Source organism: Frigidibacter sp. (genome assembly GCF_030695035.1).
Taxonomy (GTDB): domain Bacteria; phylum Pseudomonadota; class Alphaproteobacteria; order Rhodobacterales; family Rhodobacteraceae; genus Frigidibacter.
This window is the reverse complement of the sequence record NZ_JAUYTT010000020.1, coordinates 153,322-171,690: the sequence shown is the minus strand read 5'-3', so window position 1 is coordinate 171,690 and position 18,369 is coordinate 153,322. Positions and strand designations below refer to the sequence as shown.

Below are 18,369 nucleotides of genomic sequence, written 5' to 3'. Positions count from 1 at the left end.
GTGCCTGCGCGACCGTATGTGAGGTTGATCGTGCCCGGGACCGGGCCGCGTCATGCATTCGGGCTCGGACCTCGGATCCTGAAACACAAGGAGCACCATCATGTGACCGCCAACCGTTGACATCGAAATGCCCATGTGAGGATCTGACCGGGCAATTCGCGCACCGGGTGCATTCGCTCGACCTGTTCGCGCAGGGCACGACACTCTTCGCCATCGGCCTCGCAAAAAAGGTCCTGCTGGCAGACACGGTCGCGCCGCTGGCTAATCTTGCCTTCCAGACCCCCGATCCATCGCTGGTGTTGTCCTGGGTCGGCGCAATTGCCTACATGATCCAGCTCTACTTCGATTTTTCCGGCTACAGCGACATGGCCATCGGCATCGGCATGATGCTGGGCTTCCACTTCATGCGCAATTTCGACACGCCCTATATCAGCAGCTCGATCACCGAGTTCTGGCGGCGCTGGCATATCAGCCTGTCGGTCTGGCTTCGCGATTACCTCTACATCCCCCTGGGCGGCAACCGGCTTGGGGTGGCGCGGACCTATGTGAACCTGATGCTGGTCATGTTTCTGGGCGGGCTGTGGCACGGGGCGAACTGGACCTTCGTGCTTTGGGGTCTGTGGCATGGTGGCTGGCTCGCGGTAGAGCGGGCAACCGGGCAGGTTGCAGGATCGAGGGCCTTTGCCCATGCCACGACGCTGCTGATCGTGCTGATCGGCTGGGTCATGTTCCGCGCCGCCGATGTGTCCGAGGCGATGGGCGTCTATCGCGGCATGATGGGGCTGAACGGGCTTGCCACGGCGCCCGACATCGCCCTGGCGATCACGACGGAAAGCCTGCTGTTCCTGATGCTGGGCCTCTCGGTCGCAGCGTTCGAGCCGCAATTGAACCGGCTGGCTGCGCACCGCCTGAGCCCTGTCTCGCCAGATGCACTGACCCTGTTCAACACCGCGATTCCCACGTCCCTGATGATCGGTCTGGGCGCCTTCACGGTGATGAAGATGGCAGAGCAGAGCTTCTCTCCATTCCTGTATTTCCAGTTCTAGGGGGCCCGATGACCATCATCTTGAAAACCATTCGCGTCGCCCTGCCTGTGCTGCTCTTCGGCTATGGCACCGTAGCCAGTCTCTCGATGCTGGCCGCGCCGCAGCCGGCATTCGGCCTTCCGGCCGACGGCCTTCTGTCCGGCGGGCTGACCCGCGATATCGACGGGATCTACAAGAAGAACCTGCCGCATATGGACCTGTCCTTCGGCCTGATCGGAGCCGCGCGCTATGCGCTGCTTGGCGAAGCGCGTGAGGGCGCCATTGTCGGACAGGATGGGTGGCTGTTCAGCGCCGAAGAGCTGCGAAGCCAGCCAAGCGATGCAGAACTCGCCTCCGCCGTGGCGACTGTGGCGGAGGTGCGCGACCGGCTGAGCGCCGCCGGGGTGGATCTGGTGGTGGTGCCCCTGCCCGCCAAGATCGACATCTACCATGACCGCAGCCCCGACCCGGTGTTCGGCCAGGATCTGGCGGCGCTGCTGGCCGGCTTTGCGGCGCAACTGGCGGGTGAAGGCATCATGGTTGTCGATGCGCGTTCGGCCCTGTTGAGCCCCAATCCCGTGGTGCCGGTGTTCTTTGCGACCGACACGCACTGGTCGCCGGCGGGCGCCGAACTGGTGGCCGGGGCGGTTGCGGCCTCCGGCCTCGTGGCCCAAGGCAGCAGCGACTTCACCCGCGCGGACACGGCGACAAAGCCCTTGGCCGGGGATCTGGTTCGCTTTGTCACCACCTCCGCATTGGCACCCAGGCTTGGCCTTGCGTCCGAGACACTGGTGCCCTTCGTGCTGACGCCGACGGGCGACGCCGGGGATATCTTCAGCGCGGCACCTGCGGATGTGGTGCTGGTCGGAACCAGCTACAGCGCCAATTCCGACTGGGGTTTCGCAGAGTTTCTGATGCTCGCCCTGCACCGCGACGTCCTCAACATGGCGGCCGAGGGCCAAGGGCCACTGCAGCCGATGCGGGACTATCTCGCCTCGGATCTGATGCGCGATGCGCCACCTGCGGTGGTGATCTGGGAAATTCCCGTCCGCTATCTGACCGACCCGGCGATGTGGAATGCCACCGGCGTCGCCCCCGATGAAATAGCAACGCTGCCCTATGGAGGACATGCCGATGGATAGGCTGATGACGACCTTGCTTTGTCTGGCGCTGATGCCCTTGGCATCCGAAGCAGCCGCCACGCCGAACGGCGAGGCGGCGTCGCCGCCGGTCGTGAAGGTCGATTTCGTCTTCGACAACGCGGTCCGCAAGACGAGGGATCTCCCGACCTCGGCCTTGCGCGCGGCACGGCGACAGATGATAGCGGGCGAACCGATGAGCGGCTCGAAGCTGCAGATGCTGGCGGATGCCGGCGACGGTCTGGCGGCCTTCCGCTATGCCAAGCAGCTGCAAGAGGAGGGGAAACCCGACCCGAGCGGCGCGACGGCGCATTACTTCGCCATTGCGGCCTATACCGGACGGGCCTTTGCGGTTGCACCGCTGGCACGGCTGCTGAAGGCCGATGGCAGCACCTATTCCGCCAGCCGACTTCGGCATTGCCTGAACGCGATGACCGTGCAGGCGCTGAGCGGCAACGCAGAGGCGGCGACGCTTCTGGGCGAGATGTATGCCGATGGCACGCCCTTTGGCCGCGACCTGGCACAGGCCCAGCATTTTCTGGGCATGGGGACTGGCGATGTCAGCAGGAAAGCGGCGCTGAGCCTTGGCCTGGCGTTGTTGTCCGACCCCGAAGACGCCGCGGCCGGCCATGTCGGGGCGTTATCCGCCCTGCGGGTGGCGGCCGAGGGCGAAGACCTGTCGGTGCGCGTGACGGCTGAAAACTTGCTTCGCCAGATCGAGGCGGCACCCGCACCCGGCGCTGCGCCTGAAAACCCGCCCATGATACAGCCAGAGGTAACCCAATGATCGCTTCCAGACTCGTGCTTCCTGCCGTGCTGGGTCTGATGGCCTGCCCGGCCCTGGCCCAGACCTCGGCCTTCGGCTGCAGCCAGACCGAAACCGCGGTGGGCGTGCCTTCCATCGAAGGCCGCGACGGGGTCTTTTACAGGGTGCTGGCCGACCTTCGCCTGCGCCACCCGATGGAAGACGCGGTCACAGAGCAGATGGGCGCGCTGTCCTTGGCACTTGCCGGCCGGGGAACCACGCTGATCTATGTGACCGTGCCGACCAAAAGCCAGGCGATGCCGGAGTTCCTGCCGCCACTGGCCGCCGACTATGCCTATGACAGCACGACGGCGCAGCTGGTCTATGACGACATCGTGGGCCGACTTGCTGCGCGCGGCGTCCTTGCGCCCAATATCCTTGCGGCGCTGACCAGCGAGGGCGCAGACGCGCTACCCTTCTTTCAGACCGACTTTCACTGGACCTCGGACGGCGCGCGTCTTGCTGCCAAGGTGATCGGCGAGGTCATGAAGGCACAGCCCGGTTACGACCAACTCGGCCTGTCCACCTATCACACGGTTGCGCTTGAACCGACCCCCGCGTTTTCAACCATGCGCCGCAGCCTGCAGGCGTTCTGCGTCGATCAGTTGCCCCGGGTCGAGGCAATGGCCCATCTGACCGAGGAGACCGCCACCTCGGTCGAAGGCGTGTCCGACATCTTCGCAAGCGGTACCGATCAGACCGGGATCGTGCTGGTCGGCACCTCGTTCTCGGATTCGCCGCTGGCCAATTTCGCGGGCTACCTGTCGGAGTTTTCCGGGTTGGATGTCGTGAACTACGCGGTGACCGGCGGCAACCAGTATGGCGCGATGACGTCATACCTGACCTCGCGGGACTTCGCCGACAACCCGCCCCGTTTCCTGGTCTGGGAAAACCCGATCTACAGCAACCTGGCGCAATACGGGCCCGATCCGCTGGACGAGTTGATCGCCGCCGCCGGGGACACCTGCGGCACGAACCTGCCTGCCACACGGACAGGTTCGAATACCCTCTCTGCCGATCTGCGCGGCGTGACGCTGACCCCGGGTGACGTGATCCTGGCCGATCTGGGCACCGACGGCCCGCGCGAGGTGCTGTTCACTCTGACCACGGCAGCCGGAGTTACCCGGTCGGCGCTGATGCAGCGCAGTGACCGGATGCTGGCTTCGGGACGGTTCTTCAAGCCGCTCGCCAGCATCTACCACCCCGATTTCGTCACACTGACCGCAACGTTCGACCGGCCCGTCAGCGAGGTCTCGACCCTGACGCTGTGCCCCCTCGCCAAAAAGGACGCCACATGATGACCCGATTTCCCACGTTCCTGAGCTGTGCCCTGATCTGTGCCGCCCTTCCCGCGCTGGCGCAGGACAACCAGCTTTATCAGGATCCCGCCGATCCCGATGCCTCGTTCGTGCGGATCGTCGCACCTGACGAGACCCTTGCCGTTGTGGCCGGGAAGACCTTCGACGCAGTCGAGGGCGGCATGACCCCTTATGTCATGGTGATGGCGGGGCCGGTCTCGGTGGCGGTCGGCGATCTGGCGGGGGAGGGCGAGATCGAGCCCGCGTCGTTCTACACCTTTGTGCGGGGCGTGGATGGCGGGCTGCACATGGTGCAGGACGCGATCACCAACAGCCCGGCGCAGGCCGATCTGGTGTTTTACAACCTGTCCGACCTGCCCTTGGTTGACCTGTTCGTGCCCTCTGTCAACGCGATGGCGATGGAGGAGATCGCCCAGAACACCTCGCGCCAGGTGACGCTGAAGGCTCCGCTGACCCTCGACTTCGAGATCCGTGACGATAGCGCCACCTTGGCCAGCGTGACGGCGTTGAAGATGCGCCGACGTGCCGGCGCAACCGTGATCTTCAGCGGTTCTGCCGGGAACTATTCGGCCTACAGCGCCGAAAACCTCTACGCCAATTGATCCCGGAAAGGGCCCGCACCATGTCCATCACCACACTTCGCGCCAGCGCAATCATGGTAGCAGCGGTTACCGCCGTCGCAGCCCTGCCCACAGCACTTTGGTCGCAGACGCTGGAGCTTCGGTTCGAACCCCCTGAAATGGAGGTGGCACCGATCTGCGTGGCCCGGTCTTCCGATACAGATCTGATCGCGGCCTGGGGCGAGTGGGACGGCAAGGCCCTGCCCGACCGCGATACCGGCCTGATCAACCGCGACATGCGGCGCTTGGCAGAAATCGACCCCGTGGCATGGGACGCGACGATACAGGCCGTCATCACCCTTTTGCCGCAGGTTTCCCCCAGCTTCACCCAAGACCATGTCACCCTCGCCCGCATCGAGCAGATGATCGCCACGGGAGACTTGCAGGCGCTGAACTCCGCAGGGCTGGTCCAGAAGTTGCTGGACCGTGGCGAGGAGAATTCCCCCCGGATGCTCAACGCGCTGGCGGGCTATCTGACGGAGGGCGTGGGCATCGAACGGGATGCGGCGCGGGGTGCCGAAATGCTGATGGCTGCGGGCTATGGCGGCAATGCGGATGCGCTGCTGAAACTGTCGCACCAGAGCGTTGCGGGCACGGCGCCTGAGGGGTGGGACATCAACCCTCAGCTGGCCGTGACAATGGCCTTCGGCGCGCTGGTCGGCCAGATGGACCCGCTGATCTGTGACCGCATCGCGCGGATCGCACGGGAATACTCCAGCGGCGAGGTTGTGCAACTCGACCACGATCTGGCACTGCGCTGGTACCGGTTTGCGGCCGACCTCGGCGACCCGCTCGCCGCGTGGCGTGTGGCAGAGTATGAGCTGCAATCGGAACTGGTGACCAAAGACAACGCCGTCCTTCTTACCTACCTGCAGCTCGCGGCGGCAGGGGGGCTTCCTTATGCCCAGGTGACGCTGGGGCGGGCCTATGAGACGGGGGCGCTGGTGCCGGCGGACCTTGAGAGGGCGCAGCAGCTCTATGAGGCGGCGGCGCGGAACAACGACCGGGCCGCGCTGATCCGCCTGTCAGGGTTCCTGGAATCGCAACTTGCAGCGCGGCCCGAGCTAGGGCCGGAGTTTGTAGAAACGCTTGTTCGGCTGGGGGACCTGCCGGCACCGCCTCCTTGGGTATTTGGCAAGCACGCCGCCTTGATCCAGGCCGACAAGGGTCGTTGGGATGGCTCGGACGAAGCCTATGCGCTGTTGCAGCGCGGGGCTGCGCTGGACGATTCCGCAGCCATCCAGATGCTAGCGCAGATGGATCTTGGCACCGCGACAACGGACGCCGCCTTTTACGCCGTCGTGGACCGGCTGATCCACGCGGTCACCAATCTTGGCGAGGCAGGGCCGACAGCCGACCTGCAAGCCGCGTTCTTGTGCAAGGCACCGGGCGCGCCGCTGCTGGATCAGGCCGCTTACTGGGCCAAAACCGAGGATACGGTCGGGTCATCGTCTACGCCGTTCAACCCGGATGATCTGACGGCCCTTGCCGACAACCCGGAACCGCTGACGATGGCAGCCCTGCAGACCCAGGCGCTCTACGGTCGCGCGACCCCGCTGGCGAATTTCCTCGCCGTGCTGGAACAGCGTGCCGCGCCCGCATCCGAACAGGCGTTCTGGGTGGACTATGCCGCCCGCTATCCGAACGTGGGCACCGCCCGGGCCGCGCTTGCCCTGTCGCAGGCGACAACACCGGTGGCTCATGCTGCGGCGCTGGACATGTTCCGCGCGGCACATGCCGCGGGGGAAGAGGGCGCGGCGCTGAAGCTAGGGGACACGCTCTTGACGGACGCTACCCCCGAAGCCCGCGCAGAGGCGCTGGTTCTGCTGACCGGACTTGCACAGACGGGCAATGGCGCGGCGATGCTTCTGCTGCCCAGGGCTGATCCGGGCGCCTTCCCTGATCTCGGCGCGGTCTACTCCGCCTATGCTCCGGCCATTGCCGCGCGGGGCGATTTCGAGGCCACCCTTCTGGCGATGCCCTTCTTGCCAGACGAGGCCGGCCGCGAGACCTATCGCCAGCGCGCCATGACCGCGATGCAATGTTCCTTTCCCGAGGCCATCGCGATGGCACAGGTCGAGGACCAACTGGACAATCCCGATGAGGCACGCCGCTGGCTGTCCATCGCCACGCATCTTGCGGGTGACGACGGTTGGAAAATCGTTGAACTTGCCGACAGCTCCCGCGCACTTCTGGACGACGAGGCGGAGCCCACAGCGCTTGCCCTCTATGAGCGGGCCCATGATCTTGGCAACCGGACGGCCGTGCAGCGCCTGCTGCGGCTCAAGGGCAATCCGAAACGACCCGGCTACGATCCCGAAGACGTCGTGACCCTTTATGTCGAGCTTGTTACGCTCAGCACGCCAGATCAGATTCCGCAGGTTCTGACCGATCTGGCCCGCAAGGAGACCAGCCTGCGCCAAGCGGTCGAAGCGCGCCTTGACCTCGATACGCTCTATCGCCGGTCGGCCGAAGCAGGCAATCCCGCAGCGATGCGCGAACACGCAACCCGCCTGCAAGCGGCGGCAACGACGGGCGCGGATATCGAAGCCTCGACCAAGTGGCTGATCCGCGCCTCGGAAGCAGGCGATGTGCAGGCCATGGTCACGCTGGCACAGGCCTATTCGATGGGTGTGGGCGTTGCCCCGTCCCTGACAAGCGCACGCGGCTGGCTTGAAAAAGCGGCACTTGCGGGCGATCCGACCGCCATCAGCATGGTGAAACTGTTCACAGTCAACGCGGAGACGAATTGATGACCCCGATCAGGACCGCCATCATGGCCCTCTGTCTGGCCCAGCCTTTGGCCGCACAGGAGCCGACGCCCCCGCCCCCGCCCCCGCCCGAGGCCTATGTCTGCAAGCCGATCCCGGACCCGGTTGTAACGCTTGACCACGGCAGCCGCTACATTGCCAAGGACAAAAGTCGGTCCGAATTCGACAGCGCGTCGAACGCCGACGTCAACGCGCAGCTGAAGCCGGTTGACGACTTCATCAGCACGCTTGCAAGCGCCGCGAACCATGCGGCCAGCTCTGAGACGGATCAGCTTGTCGCGGCAGAGTGTGTGCTGGCGGGGCTTGCAGCCTGGGCCGAGGCGGATGCGCTCAGCGAGCTGGGGACAATGAATGCGCAACTCTCGGCGCCGTCGCGGGTCGCTGGGCTGGCTTTTGCCTTTGCCCAGGTGCAACCGCTGTTACCGGCATCCGATGACAAGGCGCGTGTCGAGCATTGGCTGGCCGCCCGCGCACTTGCGACGATGGATTATTTCGACACGGAGGCGCCCAAGAATGCCAGCCGCAACAACCTGCGGGCCTGGGCCGCGCTGGCCGTGGCGCGGGTCGGCCTGACTGTCGGGGACCAGGCGATGATCGACTGGGCAGATGCCTCGGTCCAGGTCATGGTCTGCAGCGCGGCCGAGGACGGCAGCCTGCCGCTGGAAATGGCGCGCAAGGATCTGGCCCTGCATTATCAGTTGCATGCCGTGGCGCCGCTGGTCGTCACGGCGGCCTTGCTGCAGCCAGAGGGTCACGACCTGTTCTCGGCCTGCGACGGCGCGTTGCATCGCTTGGTGGATTTCGTCCTGGCCGCCTTCGACGACCCATCGCTCGTGGAAGGGATCACGGGCCATGAACAGTCCTATTTCAACGGCAAAGAGGATTTGCGCGGATTCGAAATGGCCTGGGCCGACGCCTATCTGTCATTGTTCGAAAACCCGGAACTGGCCAAGTTTACCGAACAGTTCGTCCCGCTTGGCAATTCCAAGCTCGGCGGGGAGCAATCCTTGATCTGGGCATCAGCCGATGGACAGAACTGACCCTTTCTGTGCCAGAACTGTCCCGTTGCGACTTCAAGGCATGAGCCGGCACCCTTGATCGTCACCATGACATTCGACAGCTGGACCTCGGCCAACACCGGCAACGCTTCACAGACAGCATCTCTCCCGGTGTCTTTCCGCAACTGATTATTTTGTGTGCACAAGTCGGCGACTGCGCTAGGGTCAACTGCGAAGGACAGAACTCTGTGTGTGTCGCGCCGCCTTTGGCGGAGGCGCAGCGAAGAACCGGCCAGCCTCAGGGGCTGCGATCGTCTGCACATCCCTGCATAGCAGCGATGGGGCGCTGAGCAGCGGAATTGTAACCGAATTCTCCCTCAAATGGCCCGTAAGAACGGAGTGCATCGTGCGGAACTTCCTGACACAAGAAATCGAGCGCCTTCAGATGCTCTTTCGCGATGCGCCTGGTTTCATTTGTGTCCTCCAGGGCAAGCAGCACGTCTATGAGCTGGCAAACGATGCCTATTATCAGCTTATTGGTCACCGCCCCATCATCGGCGGAGCCTTGGCCGAGGTGCTGCCAGAAGTGATATGGCAAGGATTCCTCGACAAGCTCGACCATGTCTATTTGACCGGAGAGCCTTTCGTAGGCCGGGCCATCCCCATCCAGCTCCAGCGCGTTGCGGGCGGCGACCTCGAGCAGCGCTACATCGATCTGACCTACCAGCCCCTGCGGGATCATGATGGCAAAGTCATCGGCATTTTTGCTCAGGGCCACGATGTCACCGAGGCGCACGAACTGGCCAGGAAGCTGGCCTATCAGGCCGCCCATGATCCCTTGACCGGTCTGTATAACAGGCGGGAGTTTACCAATCGCCTCGAAGCGCTTGATGCCCCCGGGCCACACGCCATCCTTTATCTCGACATCGATCACTTCAAGCTCATCAATGACCGATGCGGTCATGCCGCGGGCGACGTCGTCCTGGTTCAGATCGCCGAGGCGCTGCGGGCCGAGGTGGCCAGCGATCACCTCCTGGCGCGGATCGGAGGGGACGAGTTCGCCCTGATCCTGCCGGCCTGCGATACGGAAACCGCCTTCGAGGTTGCGCACCGCCTGAGGATGGCGGTGCAGGGTCTCCACCCGGTCTTCCGTGGCAGGCGCTACAGCTTGTCTCTCAGTGTTGGCATTGCCGTCTGCGGCCAGAAAGACGGGCTGTCATTCGAGGCCGCCTTGGGGCTCGCGGATACGGCCTGCTACCTCGCCAAGGAGAAGGGACGCAATCGCACGCAGGCCAGTTCATCGACGGATGAGGAAATCAGGCTGCGGCGACGCGACATGGATGGTGCGACACTTCTGACGGAGGCGCTTCGGGAAGACCGGGTTGTTCTGCATGCACAGCGAATTTTCCCTTTGCAGCCCGGCGCACAACAGGGTCCCATTTTCCATGAGGTCCTCGCGCGTATCCAGGGTCACGATGGAAGACTGATCCTGCCGAGTGACTTCATACCGGCGGCCGAACGCTTCGGCCTGGTGGAGCAGCTCGATCATCATGTCATCGGCAAGGTGTTCGCCCACCTGCAAAATGTCCGACAGGAAGATGGTGACACCGCCTGCTATTTTGTCAACGTGTCAGGCCTGACCCTCGGTTCTCCGGAATTTGCACCTTTCGTCGAAAGACAGCTTGGTTCCAACCCCGATCTGTCTGCGTCCCAAATCTGCTTCGAAGTGACAGAGACGGCTGCCATCTCGAATATTCGGTGGGTCTGTGAAACGATGCACAAGCTGATCGGAGCCGGATTTCGGTTTGCTCTGGATGATTTTGGCAGCGGGATGTCGTCCTTCGCCTATCTTCAGGATTTGCCGGTGCATTTCGTCAAGATCGACGGAGAGTTCATCAAGGGCACCCTGACCAGGCCTGCGGGTGCGGCCATCGTCGAGGCTGTCGTCAAGGTTGCACGTGTCATGAACATGCAGACGATCGCTGAATCGGTTGAGGTCGCCGATCTGCTTCCGCTGCTTCGCGGGATCGGCATAGACTACGGTCAGGGTTTTGCGCTTCAATACCCGGAACCCCTTTGCGGGTTCGTCGCATCCAGTTGATGCGTTGTGCAGGCCGCTGTGACGGCTTCCCCCACCGAATGACATCGCCGTCCTTGGCGATATCCTGCAGAACCTTCGCCACTTTCGATCCCCCGCGGGGGACAGGCGTCACTCATTCACACGGGCGCGGCCGGCGGCTTTGGCATCATAGAGGCATTTGTCGGCCCGCCGGATCGCGTTATGGATGTCCTCGTCCGGGTCGATCCTGACCAGCCCAGCCGAGAAGCTGTAGCGGAATGACGGATGGTCCGCGATAGGCCCCGATTGATCGAGTTTCTGCTGCAGTGATCCCAATCGCTCACGTGCGACCTCCAGCGGGCAATTGGGCATCAGGACAAGGAACTCCTCTCCGCCGATGCGGCCGAACAGATCCTGGGACCGGATCCCCCCCACCACGTCCCGGCAGAACGAGATCAACACCGCATCGCCACAGCTATGGCCGTAGCGATCGTTCACCTGTTTGAAATGATCCAGATCCACCACAGCCAGACAGTGGGTGCCGAGGTCCGGGTGAGCGCACTGCTTCTGATGCCACTCCTCAAGCCGAGCCATGAGGTAGCGGCGGTTGGGAACTCCGGTCAGAGCATCCGTCCAGGATTCGCGCCGCGCCGCGTCACGTTCGAGGCGCAGCATCCGCCCCTCGGTCCGGAGCCCCGAGATGTCCGTGGCACGGAACAGCATGCGCCCTTCCGGACAGACCGTCTCTGTGATCCAGATCCACCCTCTGCCATACAAACCCGCCTCGAAAGATCTGTAGGGAACTGTGCCACGACGGGCCATGGCGATCGTCAGCCAGCCATCAATGTCCCCGGTCTCTATGATGGGACCACGCTTGTGTTCGAAGTTGACCCGCATGATCTCGCGCCAGCACAGGTGTTCGGCGGGATCACAATGGTAGGCGTCGCGGTAGGCGGGATTGGCCGCCTGCAGTCGATCATCGCCGTCATAAAGTGCAACCAGATCCGGAGACTGCATCAAGAGATCAACGACATCCTCTCGCCAAGCCTCGCCGTCTGCCGTGCCGAGTCTTGTCACTTTATTGTGGCGCGACAATCTGGGTGAGAAGAGCGCGACAATCAGGATGAGAGTCGTGGTTGTCGCGGCGGGTTCAGGATGGCCGCATGGCGATCAGCGATCAAGTGGTTTCGCATCCTGATTGTCGCGGAGCGTCAATCAGGGGTGTTCTTGATTGTCGCGCGGGTTGGCGGGCGGCCAGGTCCCTTCTTCCGCTCAATTGCGGTGCGTCGCCTGTAGCTCTCCACGTTCAGTTCAATGATGGTCGCGTGGTGGACCAGCCGGTCCACGGCGGCGAGCGTCATCGCCGGATCGGGGAAGATCCTGTTCCATTCGCCGAATGGCTGATTGGCGGTGATCAGGATGGAGCGGCGCTCATACCGTGCGCTGATCAGTTCGAAGAGCGCACTGGTCTCGGCCTGATCTTTGGTGACGTAGGCGAGGTCATCGAGGATCAGCAGGTGGTATTTGTCGAGCTTGGCGATGGCCTGCTCCAAGGCCAGTTCCCGGCGCGCGACCTGCAGGCGCTGGACGAGGTCGGTGGTGCGGGCGAAGAGCACGCGCCAGCCGTTCTCGATCAGGCCCAGTCCGATGGCCGCCGCGAGATGGCTCTTGCCGCCGCCGGGCGGCCCGAACACGAGAAGATTGTCGCCCTTCTCAAGCCAACTGTCGCCGGCGACCATCGCCATGATCTGAGCCTTGGACAGCATCGGCACGGCGTCGAAGTCGAAGCCATCGAGGGTTTTGCCCGGCGGAAGATGCGCCTCGGTCAGGTGTCGCTCGATGCGGCGCCGGGCGCGCTCAGCAATCTCGTGTTCGGCGAGGGCCGCAAGGAAACGTGCGGCGGGCCAGCCCTCCTTGTCGGCGCGCCCGGCGAAGGCTGGCCATATGTACTTGATGGTGGGCAGACGCAGCTCGCCGAGGATCAGTCCGAGGCGGGCCTCGTCGATGGGTTCGCTCGCGGTCATGCCCGGGCCTCCCCGCAGGAGGTGGTCAGGGCGTCATAGGCGCTGAGCGGGGCCATCTGCACCGTGACCTGCGGCAGGGCTTCGGGGTCAGGCGCGAAGCGAGTGCGAAGCTCGGCCAGGTCCGGGAGCGCTCCCGCATCGAGGCAGGCGTCGATCAGGGAGGCAAGGTCGGCCTCGCAGGCACGTTCATGGGCAATTGCCAACGCACCCACCACGAGTTTGCACGCGGCCCTTTCGGGCAAAGCCTCCATCGCGACTTCGTAGAGACGACGATAGGCCTGCCGCGGAAAGAGCTGGTCGCGGTAGACTAGACCGGGCAGCGCCCCCGGTTTGGCCCGGAGGGAGTGGATGACGTGGCGATAGTCCACGACATGAGCGCGGCGGTTGTCGCCATAGCCGCGGCCGCGCGCCAGGGTCATCAGGAGCGTGCCGCCGAGGAACACTTCGAGCCGGTCGTCGTGCAGGCGCACCCGGAGCCGGTGGCCGATGAGGCGCGAGGGGACGCTGTAGAAGACCCGCCTCAGCATGAAGCCGCCCGATGAGGTGACCGTGACCATAGTGTCCTCGCCATCTTCGGCCCGCCGCGCCGGCAGGGGCCGCAGCGCCGCCCGCTCGGCATCGATGCGCTTGCGGTTGCGGGCGTTGTGCCGCCCGACCAGCGTGTCGATGAAGGCGCGGTAGGCATCGACTGTGCCGAAGTCGCGAGAGGTGCGGAGCAGCAGGGCATCCTCGACCCGGCGCTTCAGGTGGCCGTGCGGCCCCTCGATCGCGCCGTTCTCGTGCGCAACGCCGCGATTGTTGCGGCTGGCAGCCATGCCGTAGTGATCGCACAGTGCCGAGTAGCGGCGGGTCCAGTCATCCTCGACCTCAGGCGCAAGGTTTTTGAATGCCGCCGAGAGGCTGTCGGTCCTGTGCTCGCGTGGTGCGCCCCCGAGGGTCCAAAGCGCGTCCTGAAGGCCGGCGGCCAGCGCCACGAAGCTCTCACCCTGCAACACGACCAGGGCATGCTCGAAGCCACTGAAGACCAGCCGGAAATGGTAGAGCCGGTGCGGCAGCGGCGTGCCCGCCACCGTGATGCCAAGCCCAGCCATGTCAGTGAAGTCGGAAAGACCCATTCGGCCTGGCTCGTGGGTCTGGCGGAAGATGACCTCGCGATCCGGCCCGTTCAGGGCACGCCACTGGCGGACGCGCCGCTCGAGCGTCCGGCGGATCCCATGGCCAAGTTCCGGATGCCGGCGCAGCAGTTCCTCGAGGAGGGCAACGGGTCTCAGGCCGGGGTTGGCCTGCAGCATCGGCACGACCTCTGCTTCGAAGACCTCGGCCAGCGGATCGGGGCGCCGCCGCCCGCGGGTCCCATGCTTCTCGGAGGGAGGTCGCGTGTCCTCGGCAAGGCGGTAGCCGGTGGCGACGCTGAACCCCGCACGCGCAGCGGCGACGGGGATCGGGTGGGTCAGGCGGTGCTTCATGAAGAGCCTCATCTGGTGATCGGTCACATGGCGGCCGGGCAAGGGGCTCCTCCAGACAGAGAAAAGCACCAGAATAGCCCATCCGACCGCGATCACCCCGACTTCCGGACCGGAAGTTTGGCCGCAGCGCGCGGGGCGTCGACTTCCGATCGGGCTACGCCCTCCCTTCAGTCGACGCCCCGCGCGCCAGTCTCATCCTGATTGTCGCTCAGTTCTCATCCTGTTTGTCGCGCCGCACTTTATGCCCCTCTCCGACACCACGTCACTGGACCAACTGCTGAAGACGCGTTTGGGTTACGTGCAACATGGGCTCTTTTCGGCCCTCATAGGTTCGCCGCACCAAAGCAGGGCATTGCCGCCGAACCTGTTTGGTCCGGTGCGGAAACCGAGGAGGGCCAGACCAACCTGCATCAATGCACGGGATCGGGGACGGGTGCACTGTGGATCATCGGAGGTGGCCGACTTCCCGTCTATCCTCCGCTTTCCAGCAAGGACGCCGCCATGAAGGGCTATCTCGCCGACATCGTACATCTGACCGAAGCAAACACCGACTTCCGGAATGTGCTGTATACCGGCCAACACCTGCAACTCGTCCTGATGACCCTGACACCCGGCGAGGACATCGGCACGGAGACCCACGCGACCCATGACCAGTTCTTTCGCATCGAAACGGGCAAAGGCACGGTCGTGATCGACGGCGTGACCCGCGAGTTCAAGGAGGGCGACGGCATTGTCGTGCCCGCCGGGGCCGTCCACAACCTGACCAACACCGGCGACGAGCCCCTGCGGCTCTATACGATCTACGGCCCACCGAACCACATCGACGCGCTGGTCCAGGCGACGAAATCGCAGGCAGAAGCCTCGCACGAGGTGTTCGACGGCGTTACGTCCGAGTAGGGCGGCAGGCGACGGCTCTGGGGTCGCGCGCCACAATAACCAGCTTGTCTGGTTGTTGCCCTCCGGCATCACCCCCGGCCAAGCCGATCCGGCCGGCCTAGACGGCCACCCCCGCCCGCGCCCGTCAACCCGTCACAACCCCGTCGCCCACCACGATCTGCCGGCGGCACAGGCCCGCTATCTTCTCGTCATGGGTCGAGATCAGGAAGGTCGTGCCCTCGTCCCGGTTGATCTCGGCGATCAGGTCCATGACCTGCATGGCCGAGGCGCGGTCGAGGTTGCCGGTCGGCTCATCCGCCAGCACCAGTTCGGGGCGGTTCATCAGCGCGCGCGCCACCGCGACCCGCTGCTTTTGTCCGCCCGACAGGTTGGCCGAGGGGAAGTCGATCCGCGCCTCCAGCCCCATCCGCGTCAGGAGTTCGCGCCCGCGTGCCCGGGCGGCGGCGGTTTCGCGCCCCTCGCGCACGGCTGTCGGGAACACCACGTTTTCCAGCGCAGTGAAATCGGGCAGCAGGTTGTGGAACTGAAAGACGAAGCCGATATGGCGGTTGCGGAACTCGGTCAGCTCGGTGTCATCTGCACTGACCAGATCCTGCCCCAGCATGGCATAGCGCCCCGAGGTCGGCTTCATCAGCGTGCCAAGGATCGTCAGAAGCGTGCTCTTGCCTGACCCGGACGGCCCGAGCAGCGCCGCCATCTCGCCCACCGCCAGCACCAGCGACAGGCCGCGCAACACGCGGGTCTCGGCCTCGCCTGTTCCGAAGGTTTTGACCAGCTCTGACACTTCCAGCAGCGCTGTCATTGGCCAATCGCCGTGACCGGATCGACCCGTGCCGCCGACCGGGCGGGCAGGATCGAGGCGAGGATGGCGCCGATCACCGTCAGGGTGATGGCAAGACCGTAGGAGCCTTGGGTGATGTCCATGGGCAGGGTGCCGACCTCGAAATCCTCGCGGGACGGAAACGGCAATAGCGCCAGATAGCCAAGCGCGGCGCCAGTGACGCCGCCCATCAGCCCGACCAGCGCGCCTTGCGTGACGAAGACGAACACCACGAACCCCCTGCCTGCCCCCATCGCCCGCATGATCCCGATCTCGGGGCGGCGGCGATAGGTGGACAGCAGCAGCGCCGAGGCGACGCCGATCACGATGGTGATCAGCGCGAAGGATTTGAGGAAGACCCCTGTCTGCGCCTGCGCGTCCAGCGCCTCCAGCAGCTGTTCGGCGCCCTCGGTCCAGGGCTCGGCATCCAGCCCCGTCAGCGCCGCGATGCGCAGCGCTGCGGCATCGGCATCGTTCAGGTCGCGCAGCTTGATCTCGATCCGCGTGACCCCTTGCGGCAGCGCGAAGAGCGTGCGCGCGGTGGACAGGCTGACATAAATGCTGCTGCCGTCGATCAGCCCGTTGCCGGTGTCGTAGAGCCCGCTGAGCGTCAGCACCGCCGACACCCCGGTCGAGGATTGCAGCCGCACCGTCTGCCCCAGCCGCAGCGACATATCCTCGGCCAGCGCCTCCCCCAGCACGATCAGACCCGAGCCAAGGCGCACCGAGCCTTGGGTCATGTAGCCATCGAGATCGAGGATGTCGGACTCGCGCCCCGGCTCCAGCCCGGTCACGCTGACCTGCGCCACCTGCGCCCCGCGCGCCAGAAACCCCGCGCCGGTGATCTGCGGCGAGACGGCGATCACCCCCGGCACCGTCTCGATCAGCGGGATGAAGGTCGCGGCCTCGGACAGCGAGGCGGTGCGGGCGCGGCCGCGTTCAATGACGGCCAGAACCTGGCCCCCCGGGTGGATCAGGATCGCAGGGTCAGGATCCTCGGCCTCGATCGTCACATGGCTGAGATCGCCCACGGTGCGCGACAGGATGAACTCCGCCAGCCCCCCGATCAGCGCCGACATGAAGATGAAGATGAACACCCCCACCGCCACCCCCAGCACCAGAAGCGCGGTCTGGGCCTTGCTGGCCGTCAGGTAGCGTGCGGCGATCTTGAGCGCGTAGAGCATCAGGGCGCCTCCACGCGCACGGCCTGCCCTTCGGTGATGCCGGACGCGTCGAGGATCAGCACATCGCCCGGCGTCAGACCCTCGGTCACCACCAACCGGGCGGCAGGCCATTCGATCACCGAGACCGGACGGCGTTGCGCCTTGCCGTCGCTGACCACGAACACCGCGTCGCCGCCATCGCCGGTCTGGATGGCCGCGCGGGGCGCGGTCAGGGCCGCGTCCCGGCTGTCGACGATGATGTTGATGGTCACGGTCAGGCCAACCGGCGCACTTACAGGCGCGTCGAAGAGCAGCTCGACGGCGAGGCCCCCGGTTGCCGCGTCAACCCGCTGCGAGACATAGCTGACACGTCCATCGCGCGGGATCGTCTCGCCCGCCAGTTGCAACACGGCCGGCAGGCCCACGCGGATCTGGGTGGCATAGGCTTCGTCCACATCCGTCTCGACCACCAGTTGGCCCAGGTCCGCAATCGTCATCAGCACGGTGGAGGAGTCGATGCTCTGGCCAGGATCGACATTCAGATCAAGCACCGTGCCCGTCATGGGCGCGCGGATGGTGGAGTATTCGAGCTGCACCTGCGCCTGATCGACGACGGCGGTGGCCCGCGCCACCTCCTGCTCTGCAGATTGAAGGGCGCGCGCGGCTGTGTCCAGAGCGGTCCTTGCCACATTGGCCCCAAGAGCTTCGGCCCGTGCAAAGCTGTCCTTTGCCTGCGCTGCGGCCACCAAGGCGGCATCCAGCCCCGCCACAGCCTGCCGCAACACGGCCTGTTGCGTGCCCGCGTCGATCCGGGCGATATCCACGCCCGCTTGCACGTTGTCGCCTTCGGCCACGGACACATCCGCAAGGCTGCCGCCGACCAAAGCCCGCACATCCACAGAATGAGCCGCGGCGATCCTGCCATTAACCGCCAGAACCCGCGTGACCGGCGCCAATGCAGCGGTTTCCACCGCAACGGCAACCGGGCCGGTGACCCAAGGCTGGAAATACAGGCCCAGACCCGCCCCGCCAGCAAGAGCGAAGCCAACGGCCCAGACCCAGACGCGCCGCGATGGCTTGGGGATAGGGGTCCCAGAGGACGGACGCACTGCGGGCAAACGAGGTTCGTGGGTCGCGGGGGGAATGGTCCCGGCCGCTTGAGACCCGCCTAACTCCTTTTGTTGTTCCGGAGTTGCCATTTCCCGCTCCAAGCCCGTGAAATCGCCCGGACGCGTCGCTGATACCATGTCACTTTTCGTCACG

Annotated in this window: 15 protein-coding genes; 9 read left to right on the top strand and 6 right to left on the bottom strand. The window is 64.9% G+C overall.

Annotation, left to right across the window (positions count from 1 at the left end; all coding sequences use genetic code 11):
• The first annotated feature begins 116 nt into the window (after positions 1-116).
• The 8 genes from Q8S30_RS18350 (at position 117) to Q8S30_RS18315 (ending at position 10,778) form a co-directional block, all read left to right on the top strand.
• Positions 117-1,046, top strand: a complete 930-nt coding sequence (locus Q8S30_RS18350; protein ID WP_305667468.1) for an MBOAT family protein — start codon at positions 117-119, stop codon at positions 1,044-1,046.
• Positions 1,047-1,054: 8 nt separating this feature from the next.
• Positions 1,055-2,167 carry a hypothetical protein gene (locus Q8S30_RS18345; RefSeq protein WP_305667467.1) on the top strand — a complete coding sequence of 371 codons (1,113 nt, stop codon included), beginning with the start codon at positions 1,055-1,057 and terminating at the stop codon, positions 2,165-2,167.
• A gap of 4 nt (positions 2,168-2,171) precedes the next feature.
• On the top strand, positions 2,172-2,951 hold the full coding sequence (locus Q8S30_RS18340) for a hypothetical protein (RefSeq protein WP_305667466.1): 780 nt from the start codon (positions 2,172-2,174) through the stop codon (positions 2,949-2,951).
• On the top strand, positions 2,948-4,267 hold the full coding sequence (locus Q8S30_RS18335) for a hypothetical protein (protein ID WP_305667465.1): 1,320 nt from the start codon (positions 2,948-2,950) through the stop codon (positions 4,265-4,267). Before Q8S30_RS18340 ends, Q8S30_RS18335 begins: the two co-directional genes overlap by 4 nt.
• A complete protein-coding gene (locus Q8S30_RS18330) occupies positions 4,267-4,890 on the top strand; it encodes an alginate O-acetyltransferase AlgF (protein WP_305667464.1) in 624 nt (207 codons plus the stop codon). The genes Q8S30_RS18335 and Q8S30_RS18330 overlap by 1 nt, the downstream gene beginning before the upstream one ends.
• A 20-nt stretch (positions 4,891-4,910) precedes the next feature.
• The gene (locus tag Q8S30_RS18325; protein ID WP_305667463.1) at positions 4,911-7,661 is read left to right on the top strand and encodes a hypothetical protein; all 2,751 of its coding nucleotides are present in this window, start codon (positions 4,911-4,913) and stop codon (positions 7,659-7,661) included.
• A gap of 23 nt (positions 7,662-7,684) precedes the next feature.
• Positions 7,685-8,719 carry an alginate lyase family protein gene (locus Q8S30_RS18320; protein ID WP_305667462.1) on the top strand — a complete coding sequence of 345 codons (1,035 nt, stop codon included), beginning with the start codon at positions 7,685-7,687 and terminating at the stop codon, positions 8,717-8,719.
• A gap of 364 nt (positions 8,720-9,083) precedes the next feature.
• Entirely contained in the window at positions 9,084-10,778 is a 1,695-nt protein-coding gene (locus Q8S30_RS18315; protein WP_305667461.1) for a bifunctional diguanylate cyclase/phosphodiesterase, read from the top strand.
• 108 nt (positions 10,779-10,886) lie between these two features.
• Here Q8S30_RS18315 and Q8S30_RS18310 read toward each other — a convergent pair whose 3' ends face one another.
• The 3 genes from Q8S30_RS18310 to istA form a co-directional block, all read right to left on the bottom strand.
• Positions 10,887-11,831 (bottom strand): GGDEF domain-containing protein, encoded by a 945-nt coding sequence (locus tag Q8S30_RS18310; RefSeq protein WP_305667460.1) that lies wholly within the window; start codon positions 11,829-11,831, stop codon positions 10,887-10,889.
• A gap of 116 nt (positions 11,832-11,947) precedes the next feature.
• Complete coding sequence (gene istB / locus Q8S30_RS18305) at positions 11,948-12,760, bottom strand: IS21-like element helper ATPase IstB (RefSeq protein WP_305667459.1); 813 nt, start codon at positions 12,758-12,760, stop codon at positions 11,948-11,950.
• Positions 12,757-14,238, bottom strand: coding sequence for an IS21 family transposase (istA, locus tag Q8S30_RS18300; RefSeq protein WP_305667469.1), 1,482 nt, complete (start codon positions 14,236-14,238; stop codon positions 12,757-12,759). The genes istB and istA overlap by 4 nt, the downstream gene beginning before the upstream one ends.
• 489 nt (positions 14,239-14,727) lie before the next feature.
• On the opposite strand from istA, the gene Q8S30_RS18295 reads away from it, so the two are divergent.
• Positions 14,728-15,123 (top strand): cupin domain-containing protein, encoded by a 396-nt coding sequence (locus Q8S30_RS18295; RefSeq protein ID WP_305667458.1) that lies wholly within the window; start codon positions 14,728-14,730, stop codon positions 15,121-15,123.
• A gap of 124 nt (positions 15,124-15,247) precedes the next feature.
• Here the strand turns inward: Q8S30_RS18295 and Q8S30_RS18290 are convergent, their stop codons facing one another.
• Genes Q8S30_RS18290 through Q8S30_RS18280 form a run of 3 tightly spaced genes read right to left on the bottom strand, consistent with a single transcriptional unit; the run spans position 15,248 to position 18,077 of the window.
• Complete coding sequence (locus tag Q8S30_RS18290; protein ID WP_305667457.1) at positions 15,248-15,925, bottom strand: ABC transporter ATP-binding protein; 678 nt, start codon at positions 15,923-15,925, stop codon at positions 15,248-15,250.
• The gene (locus Q8S30_RS18285; RefSeq protein ID WP_305667456.1) at positions 15,922-17,127 is read right to left on the bottom strand and encodes an ABC transporter permease; all 1,206 of its coding nucleotides are present in this window, start codon (positions 17,125-17,127) and stop codon (positions 15,922-15,924) included. Before Q8S30_RS18285 ends, Q8S30_RS18290 begins: the two co-directional genes overlap by 4 nt.
• Positions 17,127-18,077 carry an efflux RND transporter periplasmic adaptor subunit gene (locus Q8S30_RS18280; RefSeq protein ID WP_305667455.1) on the bottom strand — a complete coding sequence of 317 codons (951 nt, stop codon included), beginning with the start codon at positions 18,075-18,077 and terminating at the stop codon, positions 17,127-17,129. Before Q8S30_RS18280 ends, Q8S30_RS18285 begins: the two co-directional genes overlap by 1 nt.
• Positions 18,078-18,369 lie beyond the last annotated feature (292 nt).